Below are 19,373 nucleotides of genomic sequence, written 5' to 3'. Positions count from 1 at the left end.
CGTTATATGGATCTCAGCGCAGCTGAAAAACCGACACCTGATAATAAGCCCCTTCTGCACATTACTATCACTAGTATAGTAGTGTTTTTGCTCGCAATTTTTTGTATCCGACTCTCTGAACAATCAGAAAATCTAGCCCCTTTATGGTTCCCGACCGCCGTATTGATGGTGGCTTTATTCCACCATCCTATACGCTACTGGTCGCTACAATTATTGGCCGCAGGAATCTGCATTGTTGCTGCTAATTTTATCTTATATGGCGTCAGTTGGTTCCCGCTGCCACTCACATTTATCAATCTTGCAGAATCGGCGGTGGGGGCATGGTTACTGCGCAAACTTCTACAACCCAAAGACCCGCTTAATAATCTGTTCAGTTGGCTCAAGTTCTCGGTTTGCACCGTCATTATTGTCCCTCTATTGAGTGGTTTGGCGGCAGCCTGGTACTTGTCGCCCCATAATGGGAACTTCACCCAAGTACTGACAGTATGGTTTATGTCCGAAGCCATCGGCATGCTGGCGTTAGGGCCGGTCGGCCTGCTTTACCGCCGCGGTTACTTCAATATCGCGACTAAAACCAAAGCGCTATTCGATATGATGTGGATGATGATATTATCCTTAACCGCTTGTTATATCGGTTTGATTTATCTCCCATTCCCCTTCACTTTCGTGATTATGGCCTTGATCTGGACCTCTATTCGACTGCCCCGTTTTGAAACCTTTACTGTCTGTTTTCTGGCCACATTGCTGATTGCGATGATGATCAATTTCAACCTATTTACATTGCCGGCTGATCCCAAAATGTCGGTACAGGCATTCTCTTTTATTCCGCTATTGATGGTGCTTATTCCGCCACATGCCATGGCCATGGTGATGCACTCGTTCCGGATGGAAAAAGAGCATATCGTTGAAAGTGAAAACCGCTTTCGTAATGCCATGGAATACTCGGCGATTGGCATGGCGCTGGTCTCGCCGGAAGGCAAGTGGATGCAGGTAAATAAGGCGCTGTGCAAACTGTTGGATTACAGTCAGGAAACCTTACTGACTCTGAATTTCCAACAGATTACCCATCCGGAAGATCTCTCCGCCGACCTGAAATTGCTGGATGATTTGTATCACGACCGTATCCCCAGCTACTCGATGGAGAAGCGCTATATCCGCAGTGATGGCGAGATAGTCTGGGCGCTGTTAGTAGTGAGTGTGGTGCGGGATCACGAGCAGCAGCCGCTCTATTACATCTCTCAGGTCGAAGATATCAATGACCTGAAAAAGACTGAAATCATCAACCGGCGCTTGATGGAACGTATCACCCTGGCCAATGAAGCGGGCGGCATTGGTATCTGGGAATTAGATATGAAAAAACAGCAGATCAGCTGGGATAAGCGGATGTATGAACTCTACCATGTTCCGCTGAATACTCCGGTGACTGAGGCTATCTGGCAGCAATATATTCATCCAGAAGATTTCAATTATGTCGTCAATGAATACAATGCCGCACTCAATCAACGCCAGCCCTACCGGCTGGAGTTTCGCCTACTTTTGCCGAACGGCGATATTGTCCACCTGCGTAATCAGGCCAATATCGTGTGCGATAAAAATGGCAATATTCAGCGCGTGATTGGCACCACCTTGGATATGACTGAAATCAGAAACCTGACGGAAGCCCTGCACGAAGAGAAGGAGCGGCTGCATATTACGCTCGATTCCATCGGTGAGGCCGTGGTGTGTACCGATCAGGAAATGAAAATTACCTTTATGAATCCGGTCGCGGAGAAAATGACCGGTTGGGCCAATACCATCGCGCTAGGCCAGCCCATCAACCAGATTATCAAGCTGACCAATGGCGTGGATGGGCCAGAAATTGACAATCCGATAGAGCATTGTCTGACCCACCGCCCTTACTCTTCACTGAATGAGTCGATGGTATTGCATCATCGTGATGGGCAGTATTATGACATTCAAGAGTCGGTAGCGCCGCTGAAAACGCTGGAAGGGGGCATTGTCGGTGCCGTTTTAGTCTTCCAGGATGTCGGCGAGTCGCGTGCCATGATGCGCAAACTCAGCCATAGCGCGTCACATGACAATCTGACCGGTTTGCCAAACCGGGCCAATTTTGAAAATAAATTGAAAATGGCGATCCAGAAAAGTGTCGACCAAAACCAGCAGCATGCGCTGGCTTTCCTGGATTTGGACTATTTTAAAGCAGTTAATGACTCGGCTGGGCACCCAGCAGGGGATGCTTTGCTGAAAGAGCTCAGCCAGTTAATGCGCCAGAATTTACGTAACAGTGATTGTGTTGCACGTCTGGGTGGTGATGAATTCGGCTTACTAATGCTTAATTGCACCCTCCCCCACGCCAAAGCTATTACTCAAAGTCTGGTATCCATGATCAATGGCTATCATTTCTACTGGGAAAATAAGCTGTATCGTATAGGCGCCAGTGCCGGAGTGACTCAAATTAGCAGCAGCAACAGCCAGCGCAGTGAAATTATGGCGCAGGCTGATATTGCCTGCTACACCGCCAAACACAGTGGCCGTGGGCAGGTTTATCTCTATCAGCCACGGCAAAAGCAGCTACTGGCCCGGCAACACGAGCTGCTCAGTAGAGAAGATATCGAAGATATTCTTAGCAAGAACCAATTGTCGCTACAGCTCACGCCAACCGCGCCCCCTAAAACGCCGCTGTCGGTATGCTTCTATCAGGTCAGCTATGAGGTTAACCAGCCGCAGAGCATCATTGTCAGTCAGTCTGCATTTGAGGAAGCCGCATTGCTGTATAATTTGCGGGCCAAAGTCGACAATTGGGTATGCGAGCAACTGCTAGTGGAACAAGCCGAGGCGATTAATCACAAAGGGCTGGCACTGGCTATTCCGCTGTCCGAAGTGGCTCTGCTTAAAGAAGATTTCCGCCAGTCACTTCTTGCCTTAGTCCAAAATACTGTGCTGCCAGCGCAAAGTTTATATTGGATGGTCGATGAGTCCACCTTGCTGCAATATCCGTTTGCAATTGGGAATTTTCTCGCCAAACTGCAACAATTGGGCTGCAAATTAATAGTTAAAGAGTTTGGTCATAATCTCAATGATTTTGAGTTACTGGCGGAGCACACTATTAATTACCTCAAATTTAACAGTGAGTTAATTGCTCATATTCATATCAATCAAATGGATGAAGTGCTGGTATCCATCATCAATGGCACAGCACAGCGGGCCAATATTGCCACACTGGCGGGCCCGGCAGAATTACCTCCCACCCTCAATAAGTTGATTGCGATTGGTGTTGATTTAGCCGATGGCGAAACTATTGGTCGTACTCAACCGTTGTCCGAAGTACTCAATAGTGGCTATTTCGCTATCAAGTAATCCGAGACGATTGCTCCGCTGCTCACTCTAGGGTAAAGTCGGCCCCTTTTATTTGGCCTGGGGAGCAATTATGTTCATTGGATTTGACTACGGCACAGCAAACTGCTCGGTTGCCGTGATGCGGGATAATGCTCCCGAATTGCTGACGCTGGAAAATAATGACGTCTATTTGCCATCCATGCTGTGTGCGCCCACTCGTGAAGCCGTAAGTGAGTGCCTGCACCGCTATTGGCAAGTGCCAACAGGCAGTGACGAAAACCAGCAACTATTACGCCGGGCCATGGCGTTCAATCGCGAAGAAGATATTCCGGTGTCTGCCGATAGCCTGATGTTCGGCTTATCGGCATTAGCCCAATATATCGAAGACCCCGAAGAAGTTTACTTTGTTAAATCTCCTAAATCTTTTTTGGGTGCTAATGGCTTGAAACCTCAGCAGTTGGCGCTGTTTGAAGACTTGGTCTGTGCCATGATGTTCCATATTAAACGTCAGGCAGAATCCGTGTTGGCAGCAGAAATCAGCCAAACTGTCATTGGCCGCCCAGTTAACTTTCAGGGTTCCGGTGGTGAAGAGGCCAACCGACAAGCTGAAGGTATCTTACTGCGTGCCGCGCAACGTGCCGGTTTTCGTGATATCGCCTTCCAGTTTGAGCCGGTCGCTGCGGGGCTAGACTTTGAAGCCACATTAACGACAGAGAAAACCGTGCTGGTGGTGGATATCGGCGGGGGGACTACCGACTGCTCAGTGCTGCTGATGGGGCCAAAATGGCAAGGTATGGCCGATCGTCAACAAAGTCTGTTGGGTCACAGTGGCTGCCGCGTCGGGGGTAATGATCTGGATATTATGTTAGCCTTTAAGCAACTGATGCCACTGTTTGGACTGGGCAGCGAGACCGAAAAAGGCATTGCCATGCCGTCATTGCCTTACTGGAATGCGGTTGCCACCAACGATGTTCCGGCGCAGAGCGACTTCTATAGCACCGTCAATGGGCGTTTCCTGCGTGATTTGATTCGCGACGCCGCAAATCCGCAGCAAGTTGAGCGCCTGTTAAAAGTGTATCAGCAGCGCCTGAGCTACCGTCTGGTGCGCGCCGCAGAAGAGAGCAAAATTGCGCTGTCTGAGCAAGCGCAAGTCGCCACGGTACTGGATTTTGTTCAGCCAGAGTTGGGGCAAACCATCAGCCAACAGCAACTGGCCGAATCGATTTCCCAGCCACTGCAACGGATTCAGGAGCAAGTCAGTCTGGCACTGGCAACCAGCCATATCACGCCAGATGTGATTTATCTGACTGGCGGCAGCGCGCGTTCCCCATTATTGCGAGCAGCCTTGCAGCAGCAGTTGCCGGGGATTCCATTAGTCGGCGGTAATGATTTTGGTTCCGTGACGGCAGGGTTAGCGCGGTGGGCGCAGACGCTTTTTCGTTAAAAGTTGATATTGGTTCAGGTGAGCTGGTTTTGTTTATATAAAAATGGATCTGGTTTCGGTTGATATTGATTCCGGTGATCCGGTTTTGTTTATATAAAAATGGATCTGGTTTCGGTTGATATTCATTTAGTGAATACCTGTTCTCCGTAGCCTCAACCGAGTCGGGCCGCAAGGCGGCGGCCCAACACCCGCGCCTTGCGCGAAATATTGCCCTACGGGTAAACCTCCTGCGTCTTTCGGGCTTCACGAGCCAGCGCGACGGGCATCCTTGCCCGAGCGCGCTTTTCGCCGCCGTCCATGGCGGCTCACTCTACCCTCCATCCTTGTCGGCAATATTCCCGATTGCGCTCAACGTCAAAAGAGAAATTCAAAATCAAAACCATGGTTTTGACTTTAATTTTTTAAAGCACATTTGAGCAGCCGAGTGAAGAGTGTAGCCAGGGCAACCCGCCATGGACGGCGGGTTGAGGTGTGCTTGAGCAGGGATGCGAATCACACCGTACCGTCAGCGAAATGATGAGTCGAGGGCCACCCACGCAGTGGGCTAGCGATACGTGCGCAAGCGCGGGGATTCCACAAGGGGTCACGCGCTTGTGACCCCTTTGGCGGTTGAGGCATCGGAGGTAAGGTTGTCGCTAATCTTATGTCAACCGAATCAGATCACTAAACCAATATCAACCGAAACTAAGCTCCATACCCGACAACCAAACCCGATCACCTGAACCAATATCAACCAAACCAGATCCATCCCCCTCTTATCCCCTAAAATTAAAAAACTTTCCCCACATACCCTGACACTATTTTCATATTTCCTCCATTTTGTTCCAGTAAATCCCCGCTAAACTAGTAACATATCCAAAAACTTACTTATTGCGCCCGTGTGCAAATAATCAGAACATCAAAAGGGACTCTTCGACATAATGAAAGCTCAATCCAAACGCACTTCCCGGTTACTCACCTTGGCGGGAATAGTGCTGGTTATTATTGTTGCTGTGTTTGTCTGGCGTCACTTCAATGCTACCCCTGAAACCAACGCTCCCGGGGCGCAACAAGCGGCTGGAGGCAGCGGCTCTGGACGGGCAGGTGGCCGCCGTAATATGCCGATGTCCCCGGTACAAGCAGCAACAGCAACCGAGCAAACCGTACCGCGTTATCTCACCGGTTTGGGTACGGTGATTGCCGCCAACACGGTCACCGTAACCAGCCGGGTTGATGGTCAGCTGATGGCGATTCACTTTACCGAAGGCCAGCAGGTCAATGCTGGTGACTTACTGGTGGAAATCGATCCGCGCCCTTACGAAGTCCTGCTGACTCAAGCTCAAGGACAACTGGCCAAAGACCAAGCCACCCTCGACAATGCTCGCCGTGATCTGGCTCGCTATCAAAAACTGGCTAAAACCGGCCTGATTTCGCAACAAGATCTTGATACTCAGGCCTCATTAGTACGCCAGAGCGAAGGCAGTGTGAAAGCGGATCAAGGCGCGATTGATAGTGCCAAGCTGCAACTGACTTATAGCCGCATAACTGCGCCAATCTCCGGTAAAGTCGGTCTAAAACAAGTCGATGTTGGTAATTATATTACCAGCGGTACGACTGCGCCGATTGTGGTGATCACCCAAACACATCCGGTTGATGTGGTCTTTACCCTGCCGGAAAGTGATATCCCGGATATCATGCAAGCTCAAAGAAATGCAGAAAAAAACCAGACAACAGTGCCAGTTGAAGCTTGGGATCGCACCAATAAACAGATGCTAGCCCAAGGTCACCTGCTCAGTATTGATAACCAAATTGATACCACGACCGGCACCATTAAGCTGAAAGCCCGCTTCGCCAATGAAGATGATGTGCTGTTCCCGAATCAGTTTGTTAATGCCCGTATCAAAGTGGATTTACTGCAAAATGCCGTCGTGGTGCCTACCGCTGCGGTACAGATGGGCAATGAAGGGAGCTTTGTCTGGACCTTAAATGACGAGAATAAAGTCAGCAAACATCTGGTGACTACCGGGATTCAGGACAGTAAACAAGTGGTTATCAGCGCCGGTCTGAATGCCGGTCAGCGTGTGGTTACCGACGGTATTGATCGTCTGACGGAAGGTTTACAGGTTGAGGTCGTCACGCCGCGTTCAGCAAATGCCGCCCCAACTGATGCGGCAGACCAATCGGCCACGACAGAGAAAGCCACTCACCATCGGGGCGGCAAGAAACCCGCAACGGATGCAGCGGCTGGCGCTAACCGTGCTGCGGAGAAATCCTAATGCAAGTGATGCCTCCAACCCCCGGTGGCGGGCCATCACGGCTATTTATTCTGCGCCCGGTTGCCACAACATTATTTATGGTCGCCATTCTATTGGCTGGGATTATTGGTTACCGTGCTTTGCCGGTTTCAGCCCTGCCGGAAGTTGATTATCCGACTATTCAGGTAGTGACACTCTATCCCGGCGCTAGCCCGGATGTGGTGACATCGTCCATTACTGCGCCATTGGAACGTCAGTTTGGCCAGATGTCTGGCCTCAAACAGATGGCGTCGCAAAGCTCAGGCGGCGCGTCGGTTATTACGCTGCAATTCCAACTGACTCTGCCATTAGATGTGGCGGAGCAAGAGGTGCAGGCGGCGATTAACTCGGCCACCAATCTGTTGCCGACTGACCTGCCTTATCCGCCGATTTACAGCAAAGTTAACCCGGCTGATCCGCCAATTCTGACATTGGCAGTCACTTCCACTGCAATTCCGATGACGCAAGTGGAAGATATGGTTGAAACCCGCATTGCGCAGAAAATCTCGCAAGTCACCGGGGTCGGGCTGGTCACCATTTCTGGCGGCCAGCGCCCTGCGGTGCGAGTGAAACTCAATGCCCCAGCAGTCGCGGCATTAGGGCTGGACAGTGAAACCATCCGCACCGCCATCAGCAATGCCAACGTCAACTCAGCCAAAGGTAGTCTGGATGGGCCGACCCGCTCGGTCACACTGTCTGCCAATGACCAGATGAAATCCGCTGAGGATTATCGCGACCTGATCGTGGCTTACCAAAATGGGGCACCAGTCCGGTTGCAGGATGTCGCCACCATTGAACAAGGTGCCGAAAACAACAAACTGGCCGCCTGGGCCAACACTCAGCAGGCCATCGTGCTGAATATCCAGCGCCAGCCAGGGGTGAACGTGATAGAGACCGCTGACAGTATCCGCGAGATGCTGCCAGAACTGATCAAAAGTCTGCCTAAATCGGTTGATGTCAAAGTCCTGACTGACCGCACCACCACCATCCGCGCCTCAGTCAGTGATGTGCAGTTTGAGTTGCTGCTGGCGATTGCATTAGTGGTGATGGTGATTTATCTGTTCCTGCGTAACGCCGCAGCCACGATTATCCCCAGTATCGCGGTGCCGCTATCACTGGTCGGAACCTTTGCCGCCATGTATTTTCTCGGCTTCTCAATCAACAACCTGACGCTAATGGCATTGACCATTGCTACCGGTTTTGTGGTCGATGATGCCATCGTGGTGATTGAGAATATCTCCCGCTATATCGAGAAAGGTGAAAAACCCCTGGATGCCGCGCTGAAAGGGGCCGGTGAGATTGGATTTACTATTATTTCACTGACTTTCTCATTAATTGCAGTATTGATTCCGCTGCTATTTATGGGGGATATCGTGGGCCGGCTGTTCCGTGAATTTGCGGTCACATTGGCGGTAGCCATTCTGATTTCTGCCGTGGTTTCCTTAACACTAACGCCGATGATGTGCGCGCGCATGCTGAGCTATGAATCACTGCGCAAACAGAACCGCCTGTCCCGTGCCAGTGAGAAATTCTTTGATTGGGTCATTGCCCACTATGCGGTAGCACTGAAAAAAGTGCTGAATCATCAATGGCTAACATTGAGTGTGGCGCTCAGTACTTTGGTGCTGACGGTGATCCTTTACTTGCTGATCCCCAAAGGCTTTTTCCCATTGCAAGACAATGGCCTGATTCAGGGCACTCTGGAGGCACCACAATCAGTTTCCTTCAGTAATATGGCTGAACGCCAGCAACAGGTCGCGGCCATTATTCTGAAAGATCCGGCGGTCGAAAGTCTGACCTCATTTGTTGGCGTCGATGGCACTAATGCCACACTTAACAATGGCCGGTTGCAGATTAACCTTAAGCCGTTAAGCAGCCGCGAGGATCGTGTCTCCGAAATTATTCCTCGCCTTCAGCAGAGTGTTGCCGGTATTCCGGGGATCAAACTCTATTTGCAGCCGGTACAAGATTTGACCATTGATACCCAACTGAGCCGTACGCAATATCAATTTACCCTGCAAGCGACGTCGCTGGAGGAACTGAGCACTTGGGTTCCGAAGCTTATCAATGAGTTGCAACAGCAAGCACCTTTCCAAGATGTTACCAGCGACTGGCAGGATCAAGGACTAGTGGCGTTTGTTAATGTCGATCGTGACAGTGCCAGCCGCTTGGGGATCACCATGTCGGCTATCGACAGCGCGCTATATAACGCTTTTGGTCAGCGGCTTATCTCCACCATTTACACCCAAGCTAATCAATATCGGGTGGTGCTGGAACATGACGTGAAAGCCACACCAGGTCTGGCTGCATTCAATGATATCCGCCTGACTGGCAGTGATGGCAAAGGGGTGCCATTAAGCAGCATCGCCACCATTGAAGAGCGTTTCGGGCCGCTATCTATCAACCATTTGAATCAGTTCCCGTCAGCCACCATCTCATTTAACCTGGCGCACGGCTATTCTCTGGGTGAAGCCGTCACTGCGGTGACGCAAGCTGAGAAAGCCATCCAGTTGCCCGCCGATATTATGACGCGCTTCCAAGGCTCTACACTGGCGTTTCAGGCGGCATTGGGCGGGACGCTATGGCTGATTATCGCCGCTATCGTGGCAATGTATATCGTGCTCGGTGTGTTGTATGAAAGCTTTATTCATCCGGTCACTATCTTGTCAACGCTGCCAACTGCCGGTGTCGGAGCTTTGCTGGCACTGATGCTGACGGGTAATGAGCTTGATGTAATCGCCATCATCGGGATTATCTTGTTGATTGGTATCGTGAAAAAGAATGCCATCATGATGATCGACTTTGCGCTGGCCGCCGAGCGAGATCAGGGCATGACGCCATATGATGCTATCTATCAAGCCTGTTTGCTGCGTTTCCGTCCAATTCTGATGACCACCTTGGCAGCACTGTTTGGTGCCCTGCCCTTGATGCTCAGTACCGGAACCGGGGCCGAGCTACGCCAGCCACTGGGGGTCTGTATGGTCGGCGGGCTGATCGTCAGTCAGGTACTGACGCTGTTTACCACGCCGGTTATCTATCTGTTATTCGATAAGCTGGCACGCAACACTCACGGTAAAGGTCGCCACCATAATGAGGACATTGATTCATCGGATCCCCTGCCTGAATTGCCACATGGAAGGGAACCACAGTGAAATTCTTTGCTCTGTTCATCCAGCGCCCGGTAGCCACTATTCTGCTCACACTGGCCATCACCCTCAGCGGTATTATCGGTTTTAGTCTATTGCCGGTATCGCCGCTGCCACAGGTGGATTACCCAGTGATTGCGGTGAGTGCCTCGATGCCCGGTGCGGATCCAGAAACCATGGCGTCATCCATTGCAACTCCACTGGAACGCGCCTTGGGAAGAATAGCCGGGGTCAATGAAATGACCTCGACCAGTTCACTGGGCAGTACGCGGATCATTCTGCAATTTGATCTTAATCGTGATATTAACGGCGCAGCCCGTGACGTGCAGGCCGCTCTTAATGCCGCCCAAAGCTTGCTGCCGTCTGGGATGCCAAATCGCCCGACCTATCGCAAGATGAACCCGTCTGATGCACCGATCATGATAATGACACTGACCTCAGATACCTTCACTCAGGGGCAATTGTATGACTTTGCCTCCACCAAACTGGCACAGAAAATTGCCCAAACCGAGGGGGTCAGTGATGTCACCGTCGGCGGGAGTTCCTTGCCAGCGGTGCGTGTCGAGTTAAACCCTAGTGCGCTGTTCAATCAGGGCGTGTCACTGGATGCCGTCCGCCAAGCCATCAGTGCTGCCAACGTTCGTCGCCCACAAGGTTCAATTGACGACAGCCAACAGCACTGGCAAGTTCAGGCCAATGATGAGATCAAAACCGCCGAGGGTTATCGCCCACTGGTGATTAACTACAACAATGGCGCGGCGGTACGATTGCAGGATGTCGCCAATGTCATCGACTCGGTACAGGATGTCCGCAATGCCGGGATGTCTGATGGCAAACCCGCCGTGTTGCTGGTGATTAGCCGTGAGCCGGGGGCAAATATTATCGCCACGGTCGATAGGATTCGGGCGGAACTCCCTGCGCTGCGGGCCTCGATCCCGGCCTCCATTCAATTGAGTATTGCTCAAGATCGATCCCCCACTATTCGTGCCTCACTGGATGAAGTGGAGCAATCGCTGATCATTGCTGTCGCCTTGGTGATCCTGGTGGTGTTCCTGTTCCTGCGATCAGGCCGAGCCACACTGATCCCTGCGGTTGCCGTGCCGGTTTCACTGATCGGTACCTTTGCCGCCATGTACCTGTGCGGCTTCAGTCTCAATAACCTGTCGCTGATGGCGCTGACCATCGCCACTGGTTTTGTGGTCGACGATGCCATCGTGGTATTGGAGAATATTTCCCGCCATCTGGAGGCGGGAGTGAAGCCGATGGTTGCCGCGCTACAGGGGGTGCGTGAAGTCGGTTTTACCGTGCTATCGATGAGTATTTCTCTGGTGGCGGTGTTTATTCCGTTGCTGTTGATGGAAGGGTTACCGGGCCGCTTATTCCGCGAGTTTGCTGTTACCCTGTCGGTGGCGATTGGTATTTCGCTGGTCATTTCTCTGACACTAACCCCGATGATGTGCGCCCATTTACTGCGCGCGCAGCCAGTTGGTCAGCAGCAGCGGATTCGTGGCTTTGGTAAAGTGCTGCTCAGTATTCAGCAAGGTTATGGTCGCTCACTGAATTGGGTGTTGGGCCATGCACGCTGGGTAATGGTCGTGCTGCTTTCCACTATTGCACTGAATGTCTGGCTCTATATCAGCATCCCGAAAACCTTTTTCCCTGAACAAGATACCGGCCGCATGATGGGGTTTATTCAAGCTGACCAAAGTATTTCGTTCCAGGCGATGCAGCAGAAACTGAAAGATTTCATGAAGATAGTTCATGATGATCCCGCTGTCGATAATGTGACCGGTTTTACTGGCGGTTCTCGCACCAACAGCGGCTCAATGTTTATCTCCCTCAAACCACTGAGTGAACGCCGCGAAAGTGCCCAGCAAATAATCACTCGCTTGCGCGCCAAATTAGCCAAAGAGCCGGGCGCCAGTCTGTTTTTGGCACCGGTACAAGATATTCGAGTCGGCGGCCGCCAAGCCAATGCCAGTTATCAATTTACGTTGTTGGCTGACGATCTGGCAGCGCTGCGGGAATGGGAGCCCAAAGTCCGGATTGCATTAGCAAAATTACCCGAGCTGGCTGATGTTAACTCCGATCAACAAGATAAAGGCTCCGAAGTTGCCCTGACTTATGATCGCGAAACCATGGCACGGCTGGGTATTGATGTCTCCGACGCCAACGCCCTGCTTAATAATGCCTTTGGTCAACGGCAGATCTCGACCATTTACCAGCCGCTAAACCAATACAAGGTGGTAATGGAAGTCGCGCCTCAATACACGCAGGATGTCAGTTCGCTGGACAAAATGTTTGTGATTAATAGTGAAGGCCAATCAATTCCACTGTCCTATTTTGCCAAGTGGCGGCCAGCCAATGCTCCATTGGCAGTGAATCACCAAGGTTTATCTGCCTCGTCGACTATCTCATTTAACTTACCGGAAGGGGGCAGCCTTTCTGCGGCGACCGATGCTGTCGAGCGGGCCATGACTGAACTGGGGGTTCCTGCCAGTGTGCGCGGCACATTTAGCGGCACCGCGCAGGTGTTCCAGGAAACCTTGAAATCTCAGCTGTGGCTGATTATGGCGGCGATTGCCACGGTGTATATCGTGCTGGGGATTTTGTATGAAAGTTATGTTCATCCTCTGACCATTCTATCAACACTGCCCTCTGCGGGTGTTGGGGCATTGCTGGCGCTGGAGTTGTTCAATGCGCCCTTTAGTCTAATCGCCCTTATCGGCATTATGTTATTGATTGGTATTGTGAAAAAGAACGCCATTATGATGGTGGATTTTGCCCTTAATGCACAACGCAATGGCAATCTCAGTGCCCGCGAGGCTATTTTTCAAGCCAGTCTATTGCGTTTCAGGCCGATTATGATGACCACACTGGCGGCATTATTCGGAGCTTTACCGCTGGTATTGGGTAGTGGCGACGGCACGGAATTACGCCAACCGTTGGGGATAACCATTGTCGGCGGGTTAGTGATGAGCCAGTTGCTCACCTTGTATACCACGCCGGTGGTTTACCTCTATTTTGACCGACTCCGCAGCCGCTTTAGTAAGCAGCCGTTGATGAGACTGGAATGATAAATATGGTATACCCAATAGATTTCAACGTGCAGGAAGGCGGCAAGAAAGTGAAGCCCGATGAGCTTACACCGGTAAGTAATTCGGGTGAACCAATGCAGCCAACGCATCGGCGGGTTGAAAGATGACGGGTATACGATGGCAACTGTGGATAGTTGCCTTCGGCTTCTTCATGCAGACGCTGGATACCACCATCGTCAACACCGCCCTGCCCTCAATGGCAGCCAGTCTGGGCGAGAATCCGTTGCGCATGCAGTCGGTGATTGTCTCTTATGTATTGACGGTGGCAGTGATGCTGCCCGCCAGTGGTTGGCTGGCTGATCGCATCGGCGTGAAATGGATTTTCTTCTCGGCGATTATCTTATTTACCCTCGGCTCACTGATGTGCGCGCAATCCGAAACCTTGAATGAATTGATCTCTTCTCGCGTGATCCAAGGAGTCGGCGGTGCAATGATGGTGCCGGTAGGTCGCCTAACCGTCATGAAAATCGTCCCACGCGAGCAATATATGTCGGCGATGGCCTTCGTCACACTGCCCGGTCAAATTGGGCCACTGGTCGGCCCGGCATTGGGCGGGTTTCTGGTGCAGTATGCCAGTTGGCACTGGATTTTCCTGATTAACTTACCCGTCGGCGTGATTGGCGCACTGGCAACCCTAATTCTGATGCCAAATTACACCATGCGCACCCGGCGTTTTGATATCAGCGGCTTTATTATGCTGGCCATTGGCATGGCGACCCTGACACTGGCATTAGATGGTCACAAGGGATTGGGGCTGCCACCGCTGGCGATTGTCGGTTTGGTGCTGTGTGGTATTGCGGCGCTGGTGGGTTATTGGTGGCATGCCAGAGGCAACAGCTCGGCACTGTTTTCACTGCGGTTATTCAAAAATAAATCTTATGCTCTTGGCCTGACAGCCAGTATGACCGCGCGTATCGGCAGTGGCATGTTGCCGTTTATGACTCCGGTCTTCCTGCAAATCGGGCTAGGATTTACCCCTTTCCATGCCGGGCTAATGATGATCCCGATGATTATCGGCAGTATGGGTATGAAGCGAATTATCGTGCGCGTCGTCAATCGATTCGGTTACCGGCGGGTGCTGGTCAGCGCCACATTATTACTCGCGCTGGTCAGTTTAAGCTTCCCGATGGTGGCCTTGATGGGCTGGACATTACTGCTGCCGGTAGTGCTATTTTTCCAGGGAATGCTGAATGCCTTGCGCTTCTCCACTATGAATACCTTAACCCTGAAAGATTTGCCGAACCGCTTGGCCAGCAGCGGCAACAGTCTGCTATCAATGGTTATGCAACTGTCCATGAGCCTGGGGGTCAGCACCGCCGGGATTCTGCTTGGCATATTTGCTCACAATCAGGTGGTAACAAATACCCCAGCGACGCACAGTGCGTTCCTCTACAGCTACTTGTGTATGGCGATCATTATTGCCCTGCCAGCGTTAATTTTTAACCGAGTGCCACCTGACACTGGCACTAACCGCAATTTGACGCGCCAACCGGCCAACCGATAAACAGGTGGAAAAAGAATGAGAATCGGCATCACCGGAAAACTGTTTATGGCCATATTTGCCACTTGCATGCTGGTGTTGATCACTATGCATTGGGGCATCAGAGCCAGCTTCGAGCGCGGTTTTATCGATTATATAAAGCAAAGTAATGAGCAGCGGATCAATATGCTGGGGGATGCCCTCGAAGTGCAGTATCAGCACTATGGTAATTGGGATTTTCTGCGCAACAATGATCAAGTGGTTTATCAGATAATGCGCTCGTTAGACCAAAGTAATGATAATAGCCGCAGCATGCCGCCGCGCGGTTGGCGCTCCCAATTCTGGGTGGTGGATAATCGCCACAATCTTCTGGTCGGGCACACCGGTCAATTGCCGAAAGAAGCTAGCCGCCGGGCGATAACCGTGAATAAACAGGTAGTTGGCTGGGTGATGTCCACGCCACCGGAAAAACTGACGCGCAATGCCGACATTAACTTTGATCAACAACAGCGCCGCACCAGCTGGATAATTGTCGGCCTATCGACCTTATTGGCCGCAGCTGTCACCTGGATTTTATCGCGAGGAATGTTAGCCCCAGTCAAGCGCCTGGTGGAAGGCACCCATCGGCTGGCGGCCGGTGATTTCAGTGCTCGAGTGGCCGTTAGCAGCCGTGATGAACTGGGCCGTCTGGCTCAGGATTTTAACCAGCTTGCCAGCTCGCTGGAAAAAAACGAGCAAATGCGACGTGACTTTATGGCGGATGTCTCCCATGAATTGCGCACCCCACTGGCGGTATTGCGCGGTGAGCTGGAAGCACTGCAAGATGGTGTGCGCCAGCCAACACCTGAGTCGTTGATTTCGCTACAAGCAGAGGTTGGGATTCTGACCAAGCTGGTCAATGACCTGCACCAGTTATCGATGTCTGACCGCGGCGCACTCGCCTACCGCAAAACCCAGTTGGATGCCGTGCGGCTACTGCAAATCGCGATTGCCAGTTTTCGTGGCCGTTTCCAAAGTAAAAATATGCTGATCACCACCCATATGCCTGAACACGCAATCATGTTTGGTGATCCTGACCGGCTGAATCAGCTATTTCACAATTTGCTGGAAAATAGCCTGCGCTACACCAATGAGGGTGGGCAGCTAGAAATTTTTGCCAAGCTTCATCTTTCAGCGCAGCAAGAAGAGACATTAACGCTCGTGTGGCAAGACAGTAAACCCGGCCTGAGTGACGAGCAACTGCAGCGTATTTTTGAACGTTTTTATCGCACTGAAAGCTCGCGTAACCGTGCCAGTGGTGGCTCTGGGCTGGGCTTGGCGATTTGCCACAATATCGTCGAGGCCCATGGCGGTAAAATCAGTGCTGAACATTCACCTTTGGGTGGCCTGCGGATTACGGTAGTATTTCCTCTACTCAATCCCATAGGGTAATTCATTGCAATGCACGAGCCGCTTCAGTCTGCCAGCCAGTCTGGTTACGTATTGATTGTTGAAGATGAACCTAAGCTCGGCCAGTTATTGGTTGATTACCTGCAAGCTGCGGGTTATCGCACCCAATGGTTGACCCATGGTAGCGAGGTGGTCGGCGCGGTGCGCCAAGCACCACCATCGATCATTTTGCTGGATTTAATGTTACCCGGTACCGACGGCATCAGCATTTGCCGTGAGATTCGTCGTTTTTCTGATGTGCCGATCATGATGGTCACGGCCAAAACGGAAGAAATTGACCGCTTATTGGGGCTGGAGATTGGTGCTGATGACTATATCTGTAAACCTTATAGCCCACGGGAAGTGGTGGCGCGGGTCAAAACCATTCTGCGCCGCTGCCAGCAACAACGCGAGCAGCCAAGTGATAGCGCACCGCTATTGATTGATGAGTCGCGCTTTCAAGCCAGCTATCAGGGCCATTTGCTGGAACTGACTCCGGCGGAGTTTCGTCTACTGAAAATACTGGCCACCCAACCAGGACATGTGTTTAGCCGTGAGCAGCTATTAAATAATCTGTATGACGATTACCGCGTGGTGACCGACCGCACTATCGACAGCCATATCAAGAATCTGCGGCGTAAGTTGGAGGCTCTTGATGGCGAGAAACCGTTTATTCGTGCGGTTTATGGTATGGGGTATCGCTGGGAAGCAGAGATCTGCCGTTTACTGTAATTTAATCTGCGCCAAATTTGCATTATGTTGGTGGAGTATAGGTCGTTGACTACACTCATTAGAGGTACCACCACCAATAGGAGCAAAACTATGGCCATGGGTCACTATGAGATTAAAAAGGCAAAGAATGGGCAGTACCATTTCAATCTGAAAGCCAGCAATGGCGAAATTATTCTCTCCAGTGAGATGTATGCCAGTAAAGCTTCGGCTGAGAATGGCATCACCTCAGTGCAAAGTAACTCCCCACATGAAAGCCAGTATGAACTGAAGCACAATACGAAAAATGAACCTTATTTCGTCTTGAAAGCAAAAAATCATCAAGTTATTGGTATCAGCGAATCCTACAGTTCTGAAGCTGCCGCCAAAAATGGTATTGCCTCTGTGACAAAAAATGGCCCGACCACGACAATTAAAGATCTGACGCTGTAATTTTTAATGATTCGATAGAGCTATTTTTTACCGATATTCTTTACCTAAGAATTGATGCGCGGGGCAAGTGACCGCGCATTTTACGACCACTTTTCATGCAATAAACAGATAACTTCCTCGCAGCAAAAACCACTAAAAATCGCTTAAATTGATCCAGATCATTTAAACCTTACAAAGATTGTGCGATGGCTGATTTTCGAGAAGCACGAGGTTACAATCCCCGGCTTTTATCCCCTTCATACTTGAAGTCGCAGGATTACTGGCGAGCAGCCTACCTGCAACGGCAATTATTTGGGGTAAAGCCACCCCCTGCGGGCGTGGTTCTGACTTGAACTCAGACTGAGAGCCACTATATGTCGTCATCTACACCAGCATCAAATACACCTTTTACACCGGAATTATTATCACCTGCCGGTACCCTGAAAAACATGCGCTATGCCTTTGCCTATGGGGCAGATGCCGTCTATGCCGGTCAACCGCGCTATAGCCTGCGAGTGCGAAATAATGAATTCAATCACGAGAATTTGGCCTTAGGGATTCAGGAAGCACATGCTTTAGGCAAGCGCTTCTATGTGGTGGTCAATATTGCGCCCCATAACTCTAAGCTGAAAACCTTTCTGCGTGATTTAAAACCGGTGATTGATATGGGCCCGGATGCGCTCATTATGTCCGATCCTGGCTTAATCATGATGGTGCGTGAGGCTTTTCCACAGATGGATATCCACCTGTCAGTGCAAGCCAACGCCGTCAACTGGGCTACCGTAAAATTCTGGCAGCAGATGGGCTTAACTCGAGTGATTCTATCCCGTGAATTATCACTGGAAGAAATAGCTGAAATCCGAGTTCAAGTCCCTGACATGGAGCTGGAAATCTTTGTCCACGGCGCATTGTGCATGGCTTACTCGGGCCGTTGCCTGCTCTCCGGCTATATCAATAAACGTGATCCTAATCAGGGCACATGCACCAATGCCTGCCGCTGGGAATATAACGTTCAGGAAGGAAAAGAAGACGATATTGGCAATATCGTGCATATCCACCAGCCTATTCCAGTGAAAACTGTCGAACCGACACTGGGTATCGGCGCGCCCACTGATAAAGTATTTATGATTGAAGAAGCACAGCGCCCCGGTGAGTATATGACGGCTTCTGAAGATGAGCATGGCACATACATCATGAACTCCAAGGATCTGCGCGCCATCCAGCATGTGGAACGACTGACCCAATTAGGTGTGCATTCGCTGAAAATTGAGGGCCGGACTAAATCGTTTTATTACTGCGCCCGCACTGCGCAAGTATATCGCCGCGCTATCGACGATGCTGTCGCCGGTAAACCTTTCGACCCAACTTTACTGACCACACTGGAAGGTCTAGCCCACCGTGGCTATACCGAGGGCTTTCTACGCCGCCATGTGCATGAAGAACACCAAACTTACGAATATGGCTATTCGGTGTCAGAGCGCCAGCAATTTGTTGGGGAGTTCACGGGTGTCCGTCGTGATGGCCTGGCTGAAGTGGTGGTCAAAAATAAATTCTCAGTCGGTGACAGTGTTGAATTGATGACGCCAGGCGGTAATATCCAGTTTACACTCGAAAGTATGCAGGATAAAAAAGGTCAGCCAGCAGATATAGCACCGGGTAATGGGCATATCATGTATTTGCCGATCCCAGCGGACATTAATGTAGAATATGGCTTACTGATACGTAATCTCAACGGGACAAATAGCCGAAATCCCCATGAAAAAGCGTAACGTAAAGCAATAAAAAATAATGCCATCGACAAGATGGCATTTTTAGCAAATATTAGAAATGGATCACATCAATTATAATTACACTGGGGTAGTATAGCTCGAGTACAATCAAGAACTAAAAAAGTTTTAAAGCAAGACTAGGAACCACCTCCTTGGCTAGCCCAATCTCCCTTGGGCTGGCCTTTTCTTTTTTACCTCTAATACATTGATAATACTTAACTTTTATTAATTGGTTGTTATTAATGATTCTTATTAAGAC

General features: G+C 50.7%; 11 protein-coding genes. All 11 read left to right on the top strand.

All coding sequences use genetic code 11. From position 1 onward, the window contains the following. Positions 1 to 6 precede the first annotated feature (6 nt). A complete protein-coding gene (locus FTA96_RS05690) occupies positions 7 to 3,357 on the top strand; it encodes a diguanylate cyclase (RefSeq protein WP_050152513.1) in 3,351 nt (1,116 codons plus the stop codon). A gap of 70 nt (positions 3,358 to 3,427) precedes the next feature. After that, a complete protein-coding gene (yegD, locus tag FTA96_RS05685; protein ID WP_050136572.1) occupies positions 3,428 to 4,780 on the top strand; it encodes a molecular chaperone in 1,353 nt (450 codons plus the stop codon). Between the two features lie 920 nt (positions 4,781 to 5,700). Then, positions 5,701 to 7,035: an MdtA/MuxA family multidrug efflux RND transporter periplasmic adaptor subunit gene (locus FTA96_RS05675; RefSeq protein ID WP_145573326.1), complete on the top strand. Its 1,335-nt coding sequence runs from the start codon at positions 5,701 to 5,703 to the stop codon at positions 7,033 to 7,035. Beyond that, positions 7,035 to 10,205: an MdtB/MuxB family multidrug efflux RND transporter permease subunit gene (locus FTA96_RS05670; protein ID WP_145573324.1), complete on the top strand. Its 3,171-nt coding sequence runs from the start codon at positions 7,035 to 7,037 to the stop codon at positions 10,203 to 10,205. The genes FTA96_RS05675 and FTA96_RS05670 overlap by 1 nt, the downstream gene beginning before the upstream one ends. Continuing rightward, positions 10,202 to 13,276: a multidrug efflux RND transporter permease subunit MdtC gene (gene mdtC, locus FTA96_RS05665; protein ID WP_145573322.1), complete on the top strand. Its 3,075-nt coding sequence runs from the start codon at positions 10,202 to 10,204 to the stop codon at positions 13,274 to 13,276. Before FTA96_RS05670 ends, mdtC begins: the two co-directional genes overlap by 4 nt. Further along, entirely contained in the window at positions 13,273 to 13,404 is a 132-nt protein-coding gene (locus tag FTA96_RS23660; protein ID WP_261172618.1) for a hypothetical protein, read from the top strand. Before mdtC ends, FTA96_RS23660 begins: the two co-directional genes overlap by 4 nt. Continuing rightward, the gene (gene mdtD, locus FTA96_RS05660; RefSeq protein ID WP_050107964.1) at positions 13,401 to 14,801 is read left to right on the top strand and encodes an MFS transporter; all 1,401 of its coding nucleotides are present in this window, start codon (positions 13,401 to 13,403) and stop codon (positions 14,799 to 14,801) included. The genes FTA96_RS23660 and mdtD overlap by 4 nt, the downstream gene beginning before the upstream one ends. A gap of 15 nt (positions 14,802 to 14,816) precedes the next feature. Continuing rightward, complete coding sequence (gene baeS, locus FTA96_RS05655) at positions 14,817 to 16,208, top strand: envelope stress sensor histidine kinase BaeS (RefSeq protein WP_050107966.1); 1,392 nt, start codon at positions 14,817 to 14,819, stop codon at positions 16,206 to 16,208. A 9-nt stretch (positions 16,209 to 16,217) separates the two neighbouring features. Continuing rightward, positions 16,218 to 16,937: an envelope stress response regulator BaeR gene (baeR, locus tag FTA96_RS05650; RefSeq protein WP_050107968.1), complete on the top strand. Its 720-nt coding sequence runs from the start codon at positions 16,218 to 16,220 to the stop codon at positions 16,935 to 16,937. Between the two features lie 90 nt (positions 16,938 to 17,027). Next, on the top strand, positions 17,028 to 17,366 hold the full coding sequence (locus FTA96_RS05645) for a YegP family protein (RefSeq protein WP_050107970.1): 339 nt from the start codon (positions 17,028 to 17,030) through the stop codon (positions 17,364 to 17,366). Between the two features lie 353 nt (positions 17,367 to 17,719). Next, complete coding sequence (trhP, locus tag FTA96_RS05640) at positions 17,720 to 19,114, top strand: prephenate-dependent tRNA uridine(34) hydroxylase TrhP (protein WP_145573320.1); 1,395 nt, start codon at positions 17,720 to 17,722, stop codon at positions 19,112 to 19,114. Positions 19,115 to 19,373: the final 259 nt, after the last annotated feature.

This window comes from Yersinia alsatica, assembly GCF_902170305.1.
Lineage (GTDB): Bacteria > Pseudomonadota > Gammaproteobacteria > Enterobacterales > Enterobacteriaceae > Yersinia > Yersinia alsatica.
This window is presented reverse-complemented; position numbering and strand designations above follow the sequence as displayed.